General features: G+C 68.2%; 17 protein-coding genes and 4 tRNA genes. 10 read left to right on the top strand and 11 right to left on the bottom strand.

All coding sequences use genetic code 11. The features are described from left to right. Window positions 1-123: 123 nt before the first annotated feature. Window positions 124-807 (bottom strand): response regulator, encoded by a 684-nt coding sequence (locus ASC55_RS01920; RefSeq protein WP_055872469.1) that lies wholly within the window; start codon window positions 805-807, stop codon window positions 124-126. Next, window positions 804-1,961: a sensor histidine kinase gene (locus ASC55_RS01915; RefSeq protein WP_055872468.1), complete on the bottom strand. Its 1,158-nt coding sequence runs from the start codon at window positions 1,959-1,961 to the stop codon at window positions 804-806. The genes ASC55_RS01920 and ASC55_RS01915 overlap by 4 nt, the downstream gene beginning before the upstream one ends. Before the next feature lie 165 nt (window positions 1,962-2,126). Between ASC55_RS01915 and ASC55_RS01910 the strand changes: the two genes are divergently transcribed. From ASC55_RS01910 to ASC55_RS01880, 7 genes are all read left to right on the top strand, one after another. Beyond that, window positions 2,127-3,077 carry an alpha/beta fold hydrolase gene (locus ASC55_RS01910; protein ID WP_055872467.1) on the top strand — a complete coding sequence of 317 codons (951 nt, stop codon included), beginning with the start codon at window positions 2,127-2,129 and terminating at the stop codon, window positions 3,075-3,077. Window positions 3,078-3,140: 63 nt separating this feature from the next. Beyond that, on the top strand, window positions 3,141-3,554 hold the full coding sequence (locus ASC55_RS01905) for a DoxX family protein (RefSeq protein WP_055872466.1): 414 nt from the start codon (window positions 3,141-3,143) through the stop codon (window positions 3,552-3,554). A 39-nt stretch (window positions 3,555-3,593) separates the two neighbouring features. Beyond that, the gene (locus tag ASC55_RS01900; RefSeq protein ID WP_055872465.1) at window positions 3,594-4,946 is read left to right on the top strand and encodes a cryptochrome/photolyase family protein; all 1,353 of its coding nucleotides are present in this window, start codon (window positions 3,594-3,596) and stop codon (window positions 4,944-4,946) included. Between the two features lie 67 nt (window positions 4,947-5,013). Continuing rightward, a complete protein-coding gene (locus tag ASC55_RS01895; protein ID WP_055872464.1) occupies window positions 5,014-5,619 on the top strand; it encodes a hypothetical protein in 606 nt (201 codons plus the stop codon). Window positions 5,620-5,742: 123 nt separating this feature from the next. After that, complete coding sequence (locus ASC55_RS01890; RefSeq protein WP_055872463.1) at window positions 5,743-6,360, top strand: copper resistance CopC family protein; 618 nt, start codon at window positions 5,743-5,745, stop codon at window positions 6,358-6,360. Between the two features lie 11 nt (window positions 6,361-6,371). Continuing rightward, window positions 6,372-6,905 carry a copper chaperone PCu(A)C gene (locus ASC55_RS01885; RefSeq protein WP_055872462.1) on the top strand — a complete coding sequence of 178 codons (534 nt, stop codon included), beginning with the start codon at window positions 6,372-6,374 and terminating at the stop codon, window positions 6,903-6,905. Further along, on the top strand, window positions 6,905-8,131 hold the full coding sequence (locus ASC55_RS01880) for a Dyp-type peroxidase (protein WP_055872461.1): 1,227 nt from the start codon (window positions 6,905-6,907) through the stop codon (window positions 8,129-8,131). Before ASC55_RS01885 ends, ASC55_RS01880 begins: the two co-directional genes overlap by 1 nt. Window positions 8,132-8,194: 63 nt before the next feature. Here ASC55_RS01880 and ASC55_RS01875 read toward each other — a convergent pair whose 3' ends face one another. The 4 genes from ASC55_RS01875 to ASC55_RS01860 form a co-directional block, all read right to left on the bottom strand. Further along, window positions 8,195-8,767: a dihydrofolate reductase family protein gene (locus ASC55_RS01875; protein ID WP_055872460.1), complete on the bottom strand. Its 573-nt coding sequence runs from the start codon at window positions 8,765-8,767 to the stop codon at window positions 8,195-8,197. A gap of 131 nt (window positions 8,768-8,898) precedes the next feature. After that, window positions 8,899-8,970: transfer RNA gene (locus tag ASC55_RS01870), tRNA-Val, on the bottom strand. 27 nt (window positions 8,971-8,997) lie between these two features. Further along, window positions 8,998-9,068 (bottom strand) — tRNA-Cys (locus ASC55_RS01865). 54 nt (window positions 9,069-9,122) lie between these two features. Beyond that, window positions 9,123-9,195 (bottom strand) — tRNA-Gly (locus ASC55_RS01860). 151 nt (window positions 9,196-9,346) lie between these two features. Between ASC55_RS01860 and ASC55_RS01855 the strand changes: the two genes are divergently transcribed. Further along, window positions 9,347-9,422 (top strand) — tRNA-Val (locus ASC55_RS01855). Between the two features lie 104 nt (window positions 9,423-9,526). On the opposite strand, the gene ASC55_RS01850 is transcribed toward ASC55_RS01855, so the two are convergent. Next, window positions 9,527-10,609 (bottom strand): PQQ-dependent sugar dehydrogenase, encoded by a 1,083-nt coding sequence (locus tag ASC55_RS01850; protein WP_055872459.1) that lies wholly within the window; start codon window positions 10,607-10,609, stop codon window positions 9,527-9,529. Window positions 10,610-10,698: 89 nt separating this feature from the next. Between ASC55_RS01850 and ASC55_RS01845 the strand changes: the two genes are divergently transcribed. Continuing rightward, entirely contained in the window at window positions 10,699-11,148 is a 450-nt protein-coding gene (locus ASC55_RS01845; protein WP_055872458.1) for a GIY-YIG nuclease family protein, read from the top strand. Window positions 11,149-11,211: 63 nt separating this feature from the next. Here ASC55_RS01845 and ASC55_RS01840 read toward each other — a convergent pair whose 3' ends face one another. Then, entirely contained in the window at window positions 11,212-11,598 is a 387-nt protein-coding gene (locus ASC55_RS01840; RefSeq protein WP_055872457.1) for an SPW repeat domain-containing protein, read from the bottom strand. Window positions 11,599-11,878: 280 nt separating this feature from the next. Here ASC55_RS01840 and ASC55_RS01835 point away from each other — a divergent pair, with 280 nt between their 5' ends. Further along, complete coding sequence (locus ASC55_RS01835; protein ID WP_200935127.1) at window positions 11,879-13,036, top strand: DUF1611 domain-containing protein; 1,158 nt, start codon at window positions 11,879-11,881, stop codon at window positions 13,034-13,036. Here ASC55_RS01835 and ASC55_RS01830 read toward each other — a convergent pair. The 3 genes from ASC55_RS01830 to zapE form a co-directional block, all read right to left on the bottom strand. Continuing rightward, on the bottom strand, window positions 13,002-13,556 hold the full coding sequence (locus tag ASC55_RS01830) for a type II toxin-antitoxin system PemK/MazF family toxin (RefSeq protein ID WP_200935126.1): 555 nt from the start codon (window positions 13,554-13,556) through the stop codon (window positions 13,002-13,004). The genes ASC55_RS01835 and ASC55_RS01830 overlap by 35 nt on opposite strands. Window positions 13,557-13,576: 20 nt before the next feature. Then, window positions 13,577-14,815, bottom strand: a complete 1,239-nt coding sequence (locus ASC55_RS01825) for an ammonium transporter (RefSeq protein WP_055867970.1) — start codon at window positions 14,813-14,815, stop codon at window positions 13,577-13,579. A gap of 134 nt (window positions 14,816-14,949) precedes the next feature. Then, complete coding sequence (gene zapE / locus ASC55_RS01820; protein WP_055872456.1) at window positions 14,950-15,987, bottom strand: cell division protein ZapE; 1,038 nt, start codon at window positions 15,985-15,987, stop codon at window positions 14,950-14,952. Between the last annotated feature and the right edge of the window lie 63 nt (window positions 15,988-16,050).

Here is a 16,050-nt window from a genome sequence, read left to right as displayed (position 1 = left end):
GCCGGGCGTTTTCAGGCACAGAAACTCTCCATCTGGGTCGGTACCAGGTTACTCGCCCGGCTGGGCCCTCCTGACCGCCACCCGCGTGAAGATCACCGGCGCGGATGTGGCGCTCCGGCGGGTTCAGCCGCGACGGTCGGCTCCGCCCGACGCGATCACGATCCCCGACTCGTAGGCGTCGATCACGAGCTGCGCCCGATCGCGCGCGTGCAGCTTCGACATGATGCGATTCACATGGGTCTTCGCCGTGTGCGGTGAGATCACGAGGTCGTCCGCGATGTCCTGATTCGAAGCCCCACCCGCCACGAGGAGCAGCACTTCCCGTTCGCGTTCCGTGAGCTGGCGCAACGGCTCGCTGCTCCAGGCCTCGGCGCGTGGATGCTGTGGCAGCACCGAGCGTTCGATCAGCGACCGCGTCGCCGCCGATGACAGGAGCGCCTCTCCGCGATGCACCACTCGCACGGCACCGACGATGTCCTCCGGCTCCGCACCTTTGCCGATGAACCCGCTGGCGCCGGCACGGAGGGCGGCCACGACGTAGTCGTCCTCCTCGAAGGTCGTCAGGATGAGCACGCGCGGCGTCGTGGTCAGCGGCGCGCTCATGATCTGCGCAGTGGCGGCGATGCCGTCGAGCTCCGGCATCCTGATGTCCATCACCACGACGTCCGGCATCCATCGGCTCACCGCGGAGACCGCCTCCCGCCCGTTCGCCGCCTCGCCGACCACCTCGATGCCGCCGTCGGCGAGGATGTCGCTGACGGCCTGCCGCACCAGCGGCTGGTCATCGACGACGAGCACCCGGATCATCGTGCGCCTCCATCGAGCGGGATCCGAACCTCCAGGCGGAACGCGCCGTCGGCGGTGCCGGCCTGCACGTCTCCGCGGACGGCGACGACCCGCTCGCGCAGCCCGCGCAGCCCGTGGCCACCGGCATCCGACACGGAGCCCGGTTGCGCAGCCGTCTGATTGACGACGACGAGGCGGAGCGCATCGTCCTCCGCCTGGAGACGAACGCGCGCCGAGCCGTCCGCTCCATGCTTGTGCGCATTCGTCAGACCTTCGAGAACCACGAGGTAGGCGACGTGATCGCTGGCCGGCGACAGGGCGGGCCGGTCGAGATCGTCGTCCAGATCGACGTCGAGCCCCGCCTCGCGAAACTGCCTGACCAGCCCATCGAGACCGTCCAGGCCGACCTGCGGGCGCAGGTCGCGCACGTCGTCCGGATCGTCGGAGCGCAGCAGCGCCATCAGTCCGCCGATGTCGGCGAGCACGGTACGGGAGGAACGTCGGATGGTCGTCAGTGCCTCGCGCGCACGCTCCGGACGGACCTCCAACGCGGACGACGCGACGCCCGCATTGAGACTGATGACCGAGATCTGATGTGCGACGACGTCGTGGAGGTCCCTGGCGATGCGCACCCGTTCCTCCGCGACCCGACGCCGTGCTTCCGTATCTCGCCCCTGCTCGGCGCGTTCCGCTCGTTCCGTCATGGCGCGCACGAACTCGCGTCGCGACCTGGCCGCGTCTCCCAGCGCCCCGGCGAGGGCGATGATGAAGACGAACTGCAGCGCGCGGGCATCGAGGAGGTCCCCGCCGAGCGGGATCGCGCTGACGAAGAAGACGAGCACCGTCGCCGCGCTCACCGCGATGATCCCGACGAGTCGTCCACGGCGGTCCACGAGGGCGTAGGCGCTGATCGCCGTGGCGATGAGCGCGCTCGGCGACATGACGCCCGTGAGCGCCAGGACCGTCGCGCACAGCAGGCTGAGGGTGAGCACGACAAGTGGAAGCCGTCGACGGAAGGGCATCGCGGCCGCGGGGACGAGGGCTGTGACGAGCATCCAGCCGCTCGCACGGAAAGCGTCGTCCGGGAAGGGTGACACGGCGAACAGGACCACCACGACCACGGCGATCACGTCGCCGACCGGCGCCGGGATTCGCGGAGGACGGGGTGCCGACATCACACCAGTATTCCCCGCGACGCCGGCACGGGGATCCCCCGACGGGATGAGCTGCGTGTACTGCGCTCGCAGTACACGAGTGTCCGCGGCAGGGCGACGCGACGGCGGATGCCGGACGGCACGCTGGAACGAGGGCGCACAGGGCGTGCGCCGAGAGGGGTCGGCATGAAGAAGCCTGTCAAGAGAGTGCTCGTCGCGCTCACATCCGTCGTCGCGGTGATCGCGCTCGGTCTGACGGCCACCACCGTCGGCAATGCGGTGGCCACCACGATCGAACAGGATCGCATCGAGCCCTACGGCCAGAAGGTCACCGTGGACGGGCACGACATGAACGTCATGATCACCGGCGAGGGTTCAGAGGACATCGTGCTCCTGCCGGGGTTCGGTACCGCATCGCCCGTGCTCGACTTCGAGCCGCTCGTCGCCGAGCTGGCGCGGGATCATCGCGTCATCGTGGTGGAGCCGTTCGGCTACGGGCTGAGCGACGGCACGGACCGCGCCCGCACCACCGACAACATCGTGACGGAGACGCACGCCGCCCTGCAGGAGCTCGGCGTCGACGACTACGTCCTGATGGGACACTCCATCGCCGGCATCTACGGCATCCAGTTCGCGAACCGCTATCCCGATGAGGTCAGGGCGTTCGTGGGCATCGACAGCAGCGTGCCCGGCCAACCCGGCTCGGACACCGAGCTGCCGGTCGGACTGTTCGGTGCCGCGAAGACCCTCGGACTGGTCCGACTCATCGCGTCCTTCCGTGGCACGGGCTACGACGAATCCGTCTACTCCGCGAAGGCACGGGAGCAGATCGCCCTGCTCACCGACCGGAACACGTTGAGCCCCACCTACCTGAATGCGATGTCTCTGCTTCCGGCGAACTTCGAGGATGCACTCGGCACGAGCTTTCCCGAGGACCTCCCCCTGCTGCTGTTCGTCGTCGCCGACAATCCGTCCGTCCCCACGTGGGTGCGGTTGCACGAGGAGCAGGCCGAGGCGGTCGCTGACGGCACGGTCGTGCCGCTCGACGGGGAGCACTACCTCCATCACACGCACACGCCGAGGATCGTCGACGAGTTCCGCTCCTGGGAGCGCACGCGGATGTCCGCCCCGCAGTGACGTGTCACAGCGCATTGAGGCGGCGGGAGCGGCGAGCAGTCGAACATCACGTAGCGTGAACGGATGGACAGAGCAGTCGCACGATGGATACTGGCGCTCGCGCTCGGCGCGATCGGGGTCGGCCACTTCCTGAGCACACGGGGATTCCGTGTGGTGGTGCCGGACTGGGCCACGCGCCTCACCAGGCTCGACAAGGACACGATCGTGATCGCATCCGGTGCCGCCGAAGTCGCGCTCGCCGCCGGACTGCTCGCGCTGCCGAAGGAGCGCCGCCGCATCGGCTGGGCGACCGCGGCCTTCTTTGTCGCCGTGATGCCGGGGAACATCCACCAGTGGCAGACCCGGCGCTCGACGCCGGGACTCGACACGGATGCCCGGCGTTTCGGCAGGCTGTTCCTGCAGCCGCTCCTCGTACTGTGGGCGCTGTGGTCGACGAGCGGCGAGGCCCCTCGTCGTCGCAACCGCCGTCGCGGCTGAGCGACGAACCATGACCACGCGTTCCAGGAGAATGGTCCCATGACGTCTCCCTCGATCGTGTGGTTCCGCGATGACCTCCGACTCGCAGACAACCCCGCGCTGCGGGCAGCGATCGACCGAGGAGAACCGGTCATCGCCCTGTACGTGTTCGACGAGGAGTCGCCGGGCATCCGTGCCATCGGTGGCGCAGCCCGCTGGTGGCTGCACCACTCGCTGGCGTCTCTCGACGAGCGTCTCCGCGACCGTGGTGGTGCCCTCGTGCTGCGTCGCGGCCCTGCAGAGCGCATCGTCCGCGAAATGGTGACCGAAGTCGGAGCGGGCGCCGTGTTCTGGAACCGCCGGTACGGGGGTCCCGGGCGCGAAGTCGACTCGGCGCTGAAAAGCTCGCTCCGGGCCGATGGACTCGAGGTCGCCTCCTTCGCCGGCTCGCTTCTCCACGAGCCCTGGACGGTCAGAACCGGAAGCGGCACGCACTACTCGGTGTTCACGCCCTTCTGGCGGGCCTGCCTCGCGCTGCCGGCGCCGCGTTCCCCTCTGCCGGAGCCTCGGTCGGTCCCCGGCCCGACGCACATGCCGCCATCGGACACGCTCGACGACTGGAATCTCCTGCCCACGACCCCGGACTGGGCCGAGGGGCTGCGCGAGACGTGGGAGCCGGGAGAACCCGCCGCGCGACAGCGGCTGAAGGATTTCCTCGAGCGTGACCTCCCCTCATACGACCGCGCACGGGACGAACCGTCAGCCGGGGCCACCTCGTTGCTCTCCCCCCACCTCCGATGGGGAGAGATCAGCCCGTTCACCGTCTGGCACGAGGCGGTCGGCGTCGACGGCGCCGGTGGATTCCTCTCCGAGGTGGGCTGGCGCGAGTTCGCCTGGCACACGCTGTACCACTCCCCCGACCTCGCCAGCGAGAATCTGCGGCCGGAGTTCGACGCCTTCCCCTGGCCGCCGTTGAACCCCGCCCACCTCGACGCGTGGCAGCACGGAGAGACGGGCGTTCCCCTCGTGGATGCCGGCATGCGTGAGCTCTGGCGCACGGGCTACATGCACAACCGGGTCCGGATGGTCGTGGCATCCTTCCTCGTGAAGAACCTGCTCATCGACTGGCGCCTGGGAGAAGAGTGGTTCTGGGACACGCTCGTCGACGCCGACGAGGCCAACAACCCCTTCAACTGGCAGTGGGTCGCCGGCTCCGGAGCCGATGCGGCGCCCTACTTCCGCGTGTTCAACCCCGAACTCCAGGCGAAGAAGTTCGACCCGCAGAGCCTCTACATCTCGCGCTGGGCCGCCGACGCCCCCACCGAGCCGATCGTGGACCTGGCCGAGACGCGGAAGATCGCGCTCGCCGCCTACGAGCAGGTCAAGCGCGCACCGCGCACAGGACGCGACTGACGAGAGCGGCACCCACGATCGGGTGGGCGAATCGAGTCGCCGACGCCGTCCATGCCAGACTGGAGCCGTGACCGAATCCAGGAAGCCAGCCGTCGTCCGCGGCTTCGCTGCTTCGTCACTGGCGATCTTCGTCGCTCTCGCAGGTCACGTCTCGGGCGGCGGGCAGATGCCCGGAGCGCTCGGCATCGCCGTGCCGTGGGTGTTCTCGTTCATGATCTGCGTGCTGCTCGCCGGTCGTTCTCTGTCGCTGATCCGATTGAGCATCTCCGTCGCGGTCAGCCAGCTCCTGTTCCACACGCTGTTCGTGCTCGGCACCGTCACGCCGTCCGGCGTCGCCACCCCGCACGTGCATGGGGCGCCCCTGGTGATCCCGGCGACGGCCGGTGTCCCCGAGGCCGTCGCCGCCGATGCGTCCATGTGGCTGGGACACGCGATCGCCGCACTTCTGACGGTGGCCGCGCTTCATCGGGGCGAGCGCCTGGTCCTCGCCCTCCGCGATCTCGCCGTGCAGGTGGTCCGCTGGCTGCGTCGCCGTGTCGATCATGTCCTCGTGCTTCCGGTCGCCCCGGTCGCCGGCGGCTTGCGTGGTCGGTTCGATCTCGAGCGGGCCGTAGGCCTCGTCCTCCTCGCCACCCTCAGGGGTCGCGCTCCGCCTCTCTTCGCTGCGATCTGATCCGCGCCCTGTACCGGCCCGACCGGTCCTGTGGTGCGTCACCGCCGTGCGCCATCTATGCGCGCGGGTTCTGAACGCTTGCATGAACGTCGCGCACGCGACGTCTGATGAGAGGCCATTCCCATGTCCCCTGTCCGCAGGATTGCGGCCGGGTTGGCGTTGGCGACGGTCGCGACCCTCGCGATCGCCACGCCCGCGTCCGCCCACGACCAACTGATCTCCAGCACGCCTGCCGCCGATGAGCAGTTGGCTGCAGCGCCGGAGAGCATCACGATGACGTTCTCCGGCGAGCTCCTGGTGCTCGATGAGTCGCTGACCGGGGCCGTCGTCCTGGTCGTGGACGCGTCGGGGAAGGACTGGGTCTCCGGCGATGCGACAGTCGCCGGGCGCACGGTCACCGCCGCGCTCGAACCGGGAATGCCGACCGCCGGCTACCAGGTGCGCTGGCAGGTCGTGTCGGAAGACGGTCATCCGATCGCCGGGGTCATCCCCTTCACGATCGGCGACGCCGAACCGCTGCAGAGCCCCACCTCCGGCGGCTCGACAGCGACACCTCCGGCCTCCGCAGAACAGCCGGATCAGACCGCAGCAGATTCGGGCAGCGCCCTCAGGGTGCTGCTCATCGGCGCGGGCGGAGCGGCCGTGGCCGTCCTCGCCCTCGTCCTCATTCGATTCCTTCGTCGTCCTCGGACGGCAGCCGCTCCGCCGCACGACGGCGGATCCGCGGCAGATGACCTGTGAAAGGCACCATTGTGAACACCACCAAGAACCTCCCCCGCCTCGCCGCTGTGATCGCGGTCTCCCTGCTCGCGCTCACCGGCTGCACGCCGGAGAGCAGCACCTCCGAGTCCGCTTCCCGCCCGGGAGGCGAGACCGTCACCATCGAGGATGCCTGGGTGAAGTCGGCGGACGAGGGCATGTCCGCCGCCTTCGGCACCCTCCTCAACAGCGGTGACGACGACGTGACGGTCGTCTCCGTCACGTCCGAGGCCTCCGACATGATCGAGCTGCACGAGACGGTCGAGAACGAGGCCGGCGAGATGGTGATGCGCGAGAAGGACGGCGGATTCGTCATCCCCGCCGGCGGGAAGCTCGCCCTGGAGCCGGGAGCGAACCACATCATGCTGATGGGCCTCTCCGGTCCTCTCACCGCGGGCAGTGACGTCACCTTCACTCTCACGTTCTCCGACGACTCCACGTATGAGTTCACCGCTCCCGTCAAGGACTACTCCGGCGCGAACGAGAACTACGAGGGCGGCGAAGAGCACGAGGGTATGGATCACTGATGTCGGCGCCCCTTGAGGGCGCCCGCTCCCGCCGCGCCGGGTCGACCCGGCGGCAGTTCCTCCTCGGAGGCGCTGTCGCCGGAGTCGGCGCGGTCGCGGCCGTGGGAGTGGACCTCGCCCTGAACCGCCAGGAGAGCGCAGCGAAACCGGTCTCCGCCCCGATGAACGGTGAGCTCACAGTGCCGTTCTTCGGAGTCCACCAGGCCGGTGTCGATACCGCAGCGCAGGCACACGGCATCTTCCTCGGCCTCGATCTCCGCGAGGATGTCGACCGAGAAGGTCTCACCCGCCTGATGCGCATCCTGACGGATGACGCGGCTCGTCTGACGCAGGGGCTGCCTGCCCTCGCCGACTCCGAGCCGGAGCTCGCGCTCTCCCCGGCGCGGCTCACGATCACCTTCGGGTTCGGTCCAGGGCTCGTCGCACGAGCCGCCGGAGCGGGGCCCTCCTGGCTCGCTCCCCTTCCGGCTTTCAGGGTGGATCAGCTGCGGCCCGAGTTCTCGGACGGCGACCTTCTCGTGCAGGTCGCCGGAGACGATCCGCTGACCGTCGCCCACGCGACGCGGATGCTCCTCAAGGACGCCCGCGGCTTCGCGAGCATCCGATGGACACAGCAGGGCTTCCGCCGGGCCCATGGCACGGAACGCCCCGGCACGACGATGCGCAACCTCTTCGGGCAGGTGGACGGCACGACCAACCCGGAACCGGGCACGGAGCAGTTCGACGAGGTCGTGTGGAGCGCAGACGGATGGCTCGCCGGAGGCACCGGGATGGTGATCCGCCGCATCCGCATGGATCTCGACAAGTGGGACCGTCTGGACCGCAGCGGACGCGACGCATCCGTGGGGAGGACGCTCGCCAACGGTGCCCCGCTGACCGGGACCGAGGAGTTCGACGAACCCGATTTCGAGGCGACGACGGCGATCGGCTTCCCCGTGATCGCGCCGTTCGCACACATCAGACGCGCCCGCGGCGAGGGGAAGGAACACATCTTCCGCCGCGCGTACAACTACGACGAGCGACCGGCCGGCACCGAAGTGTCCGAATCCGGCCTGATCTTCGTCTCGTTCCAAGCCGATGTCGAGCGGCAGTTCGTCCCGATGCAGCGCAGACTCGATGAACTCGACCTGCTCAACGAGTGGACGGTTCCGATCGGGTCGGCCGTCTTCGCGATCCCACCCGGGTGCGCTGAGGGCGGATTCATCGGCGAGACCCTCCTCGCCTGAGACTCCGACCGTGCCCGGCGACGGCCGGGCACGGTCGGACACCCACCCGCGGCGCACGAGCGGTCACCGCACCTGCTCCCGCACGGGTCGATATCGCAGGGCGAACGAGCCGGAACGGAACTCCTGGCGGCCGATGAGCTCGAGAGGGATGCGCTCGCGCAGACCGGAGAGGAGCGCGGGCCCGTGTCCGGCGAGCACCGGCTGAACGACGAACTCGTACTCGTCGATCAATCCCAGATCGGCCAACGCCACGGGAAGCGTGACGCCGCCCACCCACACCGTTCCGCGGGACTCGAGGATGAGACGTCGAACCGCACGCTCGAGGTCGCCGCGAACAAGCTCCGCGTTCCAGTCGACCTCGCTCAGCGTGCTCGACACGACGTACTTCTTCGCCCCGTGGATGGCCTCGGCGAAGGGGATCTCCCACGCGCTCATCCCGTCCGGCCACACACCCGTCGCGGGCTTGCGCCACGCGGATTCCATCATCTCGTAGGTCACCCGGCCGAAGAGCAGGGCGTCGGCGCGCTCCATCTCCGCGGTCCAGTACTGCATCGACTCCTCATCCGGCGCGGCGCCGGCCTCGTGATCGCAGCAGCCGTCGAGCGTGACGTTGATCGAGTATCGAAGCGATCCCATGATCGATCTCCTTGGCGTGGGTCCGCATCTTCGCGGATCGCCCCACCGTAACCCCCGCCGAGACGGATCGCATCCTCCCGGTCGCACTCCGGGCACGAAAAAACCCCCGGAGAACCGGGGGTTTCTGTCTGTGCGCGATACTGGGATCGAACCAGTGACCTCTTCCGTGTCAGGGAAGCGCGCTACCGCTGCGCCAATCGCGCCCGTTGGGGCTATTCAGTTTTCCCGTGAGGTGGCGACGGGATTCGAACCCGTGTAAACGGCTTTGCAGGCCGGTGCCTAGCCGCTCGGCCACGCCACCGTGTGGATTGACCCCACGTGCGGAAGATCTTCCGAAGAAGATCTCCTGCACTCGAGCGGATGACGAGACTCGAACTCGCGACCCCAACCTTGGCAAGGTTGTGCGCTACCAACTGCGCTACATCCGCATTTCGTTCCCGGTTGTCCCGGGCACTCATGAAACATTAGCCGAAGATCCGCACTCCGCCAAACCGGCAGCGAATCTCGCGCGTGTCTCGCCGAGTGGTCCACAGGGCCTCTGAGCGTCCGGTAGTATCGGTTGACGTACCCCGCGGGTATGGGCGATTGGCGCAGTTGGTAGCGCGCTTCCTTCACACGGAAGAGGTCATCGGTTCGAGTCCGGTATCGCCCACCACAGAACCTCCGATCCACTCGGGGGTTCTTTTCGTTTCCCCACAGGCCTGGGCCGCAGACCTCCCGGTTCCCTCACGCGCGTCCGCCGGTCGACCTGCCGTCGCGCTACCCGACGGGGATACGCACGACGCGGTCGTCGCCTTCGTCCGGATCTCCCCGACCGTCGGTGTTGTTCGTCAGCACCCACAGCGCCCCGTCCGGTGCGACCGCGACGTCCCGAAGCCTCCCGAGCGACTCGACGAGGAACTCGCCGGAGGCACGGAGGTCGGTGAGCGGCACCTGTCGGATCCGCTCTCCGCGGAGGTTCGCGATGAAGATCGACCCCGCGGTGATCGCGATGCCACTCGGACTCGCGATGCCGGGAGCCCACTGCTGCACCGGATCGATGAAATCCGCACGGTCAGAGATGCCCTCCGCCCTCGGCCATCCGTAGTTGCCGCCCGGTTCGATCACGTTGAGTTCATCCCAGGTGTCCTGACCGAACTCGCTCGCGTAGAGCGTTCCGTCTTCGTCCCACGCCAGCCCCTGCGGGTTGCGGTGGCCCAGGCTGTAGAGGGGCGAGCCCTCGAAGGGGTTGTCCTCCGGCACGCGCCCATCCGGTGTGACGCGGAGGATCTTCCCCGCGAGAGATCCGAGATCCTGAGCGCCTTCACGATCGCCGGCGTCGCCGACCGTCACGTAGAGCATCCCGTCGGGGCCGAAAGCGATGCGGCCGCCGTTGTGGTTACCGGCGGCGGGGAGGCCGGAGAGGATCGTCTCGGGCTCACCGATCTTCATCGACCCCGGCGCGCCCGACAGGGCGAATCGTTGCACCCTGTTCTCATCGGCGGCCGTCGAGTACGCGTACAGGTCGCCCTCGTGCACGGCGATACCGAGCAGCCCACCTTCGCCGCGCGGCTCGACGCCCTCGATCACGCCCACCTCGCGTGTCTCACCCGCATCCGAGACCTCGACGATGCGGGCGGTGTCGCGTTCACTGAGCAACGCGGTGCTCTCGGAGAACGCGATGGACCAGGGGGCTCCCAGGCCCTGCACGATCGTCTCCCTCTGCTCCGGGGAGATGCTGACGGACCCCGCGGACAGCGTCGGCGAAGGCGGAGCAGGTGGTGTCGGCGCGCATGCGACGAGAGCGATCCCGGCGGCGCACAACGCGGCCGATGCCCTCAGCCCTCGACGCGTCGCCCTCATCACCGTTCCCTCGCCTCCGGTTCGACACTAGACGCGCTGCGCGCGGCGCAGAAGAGTCGTGTGTCCGAGGGGCCGCGTAGCCTGCCACTGTGTCGACGAATCAGCTTCTCCCCGGCCCCTGCGCGCTCTGTGGAGGCACACGGGGAGTACGCACGGAGGGCGCGTGGTGCTGCGTCTCCTGCGGATGGCGCGTCGGCGACGCCCCCGATCCCGACCTCCCCCTCCCCCGTGTCGACGTCGTCTACTACATCCGATTCGACCGTCGCGTGAAGATCGGCACGAGCCGGCGTCCGCGACAGCGGCTGGCCAGCATCAGGCACGACGAGCTCCTGGCCTTCGAGCGCGGCGGTCGCGCCGTCGAACAGCAGCGACATCGCGAATTCGCCGCGATCCGTGAGGGCGGCGAGTGGTTCACCTGGACAGACGAGCTGCGGGCGCACGTCGCCGCCCTCCAGGAAGAGGGCGAGCCATGGCCGCTGTACGGACGCTGGTTGAGCGGAGCATTGCGCGGTATCGACGCCGCGACACCCGAGCTGTGACATGACGGTGCCGGGCGACTGCTTCGAGAAGTCCAGTCACCCGGCACCGCGTCTCGGGAAGGATCAGGCTGTGGCGGCCCGACCCCGGGCGGTCGCAGGCTGCGGCTGCGAGAACAGCACCACGACGATGACCGCGGCGCCCACCACGACGTGCGGAAGCCAGACGTTCGGCGTCTCACCCGCGAATCCGAAGATCCACGGCGAGAGTGCGAGGAAGAGGCTGGCGACGATGTCGAAGACCAAGTGGACGGGCATCGGGATGAATCCGAAGGGACCCCATTCGTACTTCGTGAACAGGCTGTACACGATGAGACCGATGCCGAGGACGATCGGGATGATCACCGCTGCTCCCCCCATGCCGGCGAAGCCGAACAGCCAGGGCGCGGCGATCAGGGCGACGCCGACGATGTAGTCGAGAACTCCGTGGACCTTGGTGGGGATGAAACGCATGATTCCTCCTTGTGTGGCGCCGCGGTGCGCGACTCACCACTGGTTCGAAGCCCGATGCGGATCGGATTGCTCCTCACGCGCCTCCCGGCGGCCCACCGAGCACCGGGGGGGGGACACCGCGGTCGATCGCCCCGGATCTTCGCGGCCCGGTCCCAGACACCACTGCTACGGTGAGGGTGCCGGTATCTTGCCGGCATCAGGGAAGACTTCTCGTCGACCAACGGGCCTCATCGGTCATTTCGTTCTCCGTCGCCTCCTCTGTGCGAGCCCGAGGAGCATCATGCCCACCCCGTCCGTTCCCTCTTTCATCGACCCCGCGCACGCCTGGGCCGCCCCGATCAGCCTCCCCTCGGGGACGACCGCGATCGTGTACTGCGAAGGCCAGTTCGGCGAGCAGGACGGCAAGACCGCCAACGGCCTGGTCCGCCACTCCGAGAAGTACGAGATCCTCAGCGTCATCGACAGCACCCACGCGGGCGCGGATGCCGGGATGCTTCTGGACGGACGGGTGAACGACATCCCGATCCTCGACGGCCTCCCCACCGCGATCGCGCACGCCGGGCACGTCCCCGATTACCTGATCTGCGGCGTCGCTCCCGCCGACGGCTTGCTCTCAGCCGATCAGCGCACCGTGCTTTTGGACGGCATCGCCCGCGGAATGCACATCATCAACGGCCTGCACGAGTTCCTCACCGACGACGCCGAGTTCGTCGCCGCGGCGCTTCTCGCCCAGGTCACGATCACCGACATCCGTCGCCCGCGGGACAAGAAGGATCTCCACCTCTTCTCCGGTCGCATCTTCGACGTGACCTGCCCGCGCATCACGATCCTGGGCACCGACGGAGCGATCGGCAAGCGCACCACGGCGACGATCCTCGTGCGGGCGCTCAATGAGCGCGGCGTGCACGCTGTGATGGTCGGCACCGGACAGACCACGATCATCCAGGGCGGGCGCTACGGTGTCGCCCTCGACGCCCTCGTTCCGCAGTTCTGCTCCGGCGAGGTGGAGAATCAGGTCGTCGCGGCGTTCGAGGGCGAGAACCCGGATGTGATCATCGTGGAAGGACAAGGCGCACTCAGCCATCCCGCCTACATCACCTCCGCGCACATCCTCCGCGGCAGCCAGCCCGCAGGCGTGATCGTGCAGCACGCCCCCGGACGCAAGGTCCTCGGCGACTTCCCCATGGTCGCGATGCCCACCGTGACGAGCGAGATCGCCCTGATCGAGGCGTTCGCCGACACGACGGTGATCGGTGTGACCGTCAACCACGAGAACCTCTCGACAGAGCAGCTGGCCACCGCGATCGACGAGATCGAGCTGCGCACCGGGCTCCCCGCGACCGACCCGCTCACACGCCCACTGGCCGAGCTCGTCGATATGGTGCTGCAGGCTTTCCCGATGCTCAGCCCGCGACGGACCAGCCGTAGCGCCGCGTGAGAGCCGTTCCGACGCGGTCGTAGCGGCCGCGATCGAGGACCGCCGCTTCCCGTCGCAGTCCGCGTTCGTGGACGCTGTACAGCTGCTCGATGTCGACCCAGGACTCGCGACCCTGAGAGTCCCAGGCCCCGGTCCCGATCGAGAGGTAGTCCTGCTCCCCGTCGTGCGGCTTGCTGGTCATCCGCACCGCGTACACGCGATCCGCTGACTGCCGGCCGATCACGAGCACGGGACGGTCTTTGCCGCGCCCGTCGTTCTCCTCGTAGGGCACCCAGGTCCAGACGATCTCGCCGGCATCCGGGGCACCGTCCCGCTGCGGCGCATAGGCGACCCGCAGATCCCTGATCCGGTCCGGATCGATGCGGGCGGTCTCGGTGCCGGCGGGGGCGGAGGTCTCCTGCGGGGTGCGCAGACGCGCGTCCGGGCGTCTCGGATCTGTTGTCCGAGACGCCCGGCCGGAGCCCACTGCCTTGAGCAGAATCTCCGCGAGTGCTGCCAGGATGCCGTTGGTCTTGCTCACACGGTCACCCTAACCGCAGATCACGCGTCGGCGAGTGCGTAGCCCTCCTCGCCGTGCACGACCTGGTCGACACCGGCGATCTCGTCCTCGTTCGTGACACGGAATCCGATCGTCTTCTCGATCGCGAATCCGATGATGAAGGCGACCACGAAGGAGTAGATCAGCACTCCGAGCGCGGCGATCAGCTGCACGGCGAGCTGGCGGGCGTCGCCGCCGACGAAGAGGCCGGTCTCGGTGGCGAAGAAGCCGAGGTACACCGTTCCGATGAGACCACCGACGAGGTGGATGCCGACGACGTCGAGGGAGTCGTCGAAGCCGAGACGGAACTTCAGTTCGATCGCGAGTGCGCACACGACTCCGGCGAGTGCACCCAGCAGCAGAGCCCAGCCCGGCGTCAGGTTGGCGCACGCCGGGGTGATCGCGACCAGACCGGCGACCGCACCGGACGCGGCACCGACCGAGGTGGGCTTGCCGTCTTTGATCTTCTCGACGAGGATCCAGCCGAGGATGGCGGCAGCGGTCGCGCCCAGGGTGTTCAGACCGATGAGGCCGACCCCGCCCATGTCCTCCGCGAGCCACTCCGCGCCGGCGTTGAAGCCGAACCAGCCGAACCACAGCAGCGCGGCGCCGAGGAGCGTCAGAGGCACGTTGTGGGGCTTCAGGATGCCCTTCTGGAAGCCGATGCGCTTGCCGAGCACCAGCGCGAGAGCGAGGGCCGCGGCGCCCGCGTTGATGTGCACGGCGGTACCACCGGCGTAGTCGATCACACCGATGCCGCTGTCCTCGCCGAACAGCGTGGTGCCGAGGTTCATGATCCAGCCACCGCCCCAGACCCATGCGGCGACCGGGAAGTAGCCGACGGTCGCGAAGATGCCGGCGAAGATCAGCCAGCTGCCGAACTTCGCACGATCCGCGATCGCTCCGGAGATCAGCGCCACAGTGATGATGGCGAAGGTGGCGCCGTAGGCGACTCCCAGGAGCGCGACGTTCGAGCCCTCACCCTCAGCCAGGCTCGAGAGCCCGATGTCGGCGAAGGGGTTACCCGCGAAAGCGGTCGGGCTGTCGACGGCGCTCATCGAGAAGCCGAAGAGAATCCACAGCACGGCGACGAGTCCGATGGAGCCGAAGCTCATCATCATCATGCTGACGACGCTCTTCGCCTTGACGAGACCGCCATAGAAGAAGGCGACGCCGGGCGTCATGAGCAGAACCAGCGCTGTCGCGGTGATCGCCCACGAGATGTTGCCGGGAGCATCCATAGGAAAACCTCACATCCGAAGTAATTGAGAGCTTCAGTGTGACGACCTGCGGTTTCGTCAATGCGTGAGGTTTGTTTCCCCGCGGTTACAGCGCGGCTCCGCCCGTGAACATCGCGTTACGCGATTCTGCGGGCTTACGCAGAATGTGTGAGGGCGTTGAGTCGAGAGATGGCGCGCAGGTACTTCTTGCGGTACCCGCCGGCGAGCATCTCGTCGGAGAAGACGGAGTCGAGCCCGAGCCCCGTGGCGAGGATCGGGATCTGCGCGTCGTACACGCGGTCGACGAACGCCACGAAGCGCAGCGCCTCCGACTGATCGGTGAGCTGGCGCACCCCGCGCAGACCCACACCGGCGACGCCGTCGATGAGTCTGATGTAGCGCGACGGATGCACCTGTGCGAGGTGGCGGATCAGGTCGTCGAACCGGTCGTCGGATGTCGCACCGGCGGCGCCCGCCTTCTCGACCGCGTCGGCGTACGCCGCGTCGTCGAGCACGACCGCGTGCCCGTCGAGGGCGCGCTGGCGGAAGTCGACGCCGTCGATGCGCAGCGTCTGGAAGCTGTCCGACATGGCGTGGATCTCGCGCAGGAAATCCTGTGCGGCGAAGCGTCCCTCGCCGAGCGCGTTCGGCGGGGTGTTCGAGGTCGCGGCGAGCCGGGTGCCGGTCGGCACGAGCTCCCCCAGCAGACGGGTCATCACCATCGTGTCGCCCGGATCGTCGAGCTCGAACTCATCGATGCACAGCAGGTCGGCGCCTTTGAGCAGATCGACGGTGTTCTTGTAACCGAGCGCGCCGACGAGCGCGGTGTACTCGATGAACGAGCCGAAGTACTTCCGACGCGCAGGCATCGCGTGGTAGATCGACGCCAGAAGGTGCGTCTTGCCCACGCCGAACCCGCCGTCCAGGTAGACGCCGGGCTTGAGCTCCGGCTCCTTCTTCGCGCGGCTGAACAGACCGCCGCGCTTCGCAGGCGTGCCGCGCCCGGCGAAGCGCATCAGCGTCTCCTTGGCCTCCTCCTGCGAGGGATAGGCCGGATCAGCGCGGTAGCTGTCGAACGTCGCGGAGTCGAACTGCGGCGGCGGCACCAGGCTCGCCAGCATCTCGGGTCCGCTGACAGTCGGCTGACGCTCGGTGAGGTGCACGATTCCCGTGCGGCTGGTCTGGTCGGTCATCACAGTCCTGAATCAGGTGCTCACCTGTGTCGAAGTCTTACGAATCGGGCGCAGGGTGCTCGG

Source organism: Microbacterium sp. Root322 (assembly GCF_001425645.1).
GTDB lineage: Bacteria > Actinomycetota > Actinomycetes > Actinomycetales > Microbacteriaceae > Microbacterium > Microbacterium maritypicum.
The sequence above is the reverse complement of the archived record's forward strand: the minus strand, read 5'-3'. Positions and strand labels throughout refer to the sequence as shown.

Bases quoted from the DNA above. Each gene is read 5' to 3' on its own strand.
- ASC55_RS01920 (WP_055872469.1), bottom strand. From the start codon at position 807: ATGATCCGGGTGCTCGTCGTCGATGACCAGCCGCTGGTGCGGCAGGCC.
- ASC55_RS01915 (WP_055872468.1), bottom strand. From the start codon at position 1,961: ATGTCGGCACCCCGTCCTCCGCGAATCCCGGCGCCGGTCGGCGACGTG.
- ASC55_RS01910 (WP_055872467.1), top strand. From the start codon at position 2,127: ATGAAGAAGCCTGTCAAGAGAGTGCTCGTCGCGCTCACATCCGTCGTC.
- ASC55_RS01905 (WP_055872466.1), top strand. From the start codon at position 3,141: ATGGACAGAGCAGTCGCACGATGGATACTGGCGCTCGCGCTCGGCGCG.
- ASC55_RS01900 (WP_055872465.1), top strand. From the start codon at position 3,594: ATGACGTCTCCCTCGATCGTGTGGTTCCGCGATGACCTCCGACTCGCA.
- ASC55_RS01890 (WP_055872463.1), top strand. From the start codon at position 5,743: ATGTCCCCTGTCCGCAGGATTGCGGCCGGGTTGGCGTTGGCGACGGTC.
- ASC55_RS01880 (WP_055872461.1), top strand. From the start codon at position 6,905: ATGTCGGCGCCCCTTGAGGGCGCCCGCTCCCGCCGCGCCGGGTCGACC.
- ASC55_RS01875 (WP_055872460.1), bottom strand. From the start codon at position 8,767: ATGGGATCGCTTCGATACTCGATCAACGTCACGCTCGACGGCTGCTGC.
- ASC55_RS01850 (WP_055872459.1), bottom strand. From the start codon at position 10,609: ATGAGGGCGACGCGTCGAGGGCTGAGGGCATCGGCCGCGTTGTGCGCC.
- ASC55_RS01840 (WP_055872457.1), bottom strand. From the start codon at position 11,598: ATGCGTTTCATCCCCACCAAGGTCCACGGAGTTCTCGACTACATCGTC.
- ASC55_RS01835 (WP_200935127.1), top strand. From the start codon at position 11,879: ATGCCCACCCCGTCCGTTCCCTCTTTCATCGACCCCGCGCACGCCTGG.
- ASC55_RS01825 (WP_055867970.1), bottom strand. From the start codon at position 14,815: ATGGATGCTCCCGGCAACATCTCGTGGGCGATCACCGCGACAGCGCTG.
- zapE (WP_055872456.1), bottom strand. From the start codon at position 15,987: ATGACCGACCAGACCAGCCGCACGGGAATCGTGCACCTCACCGAGCGT.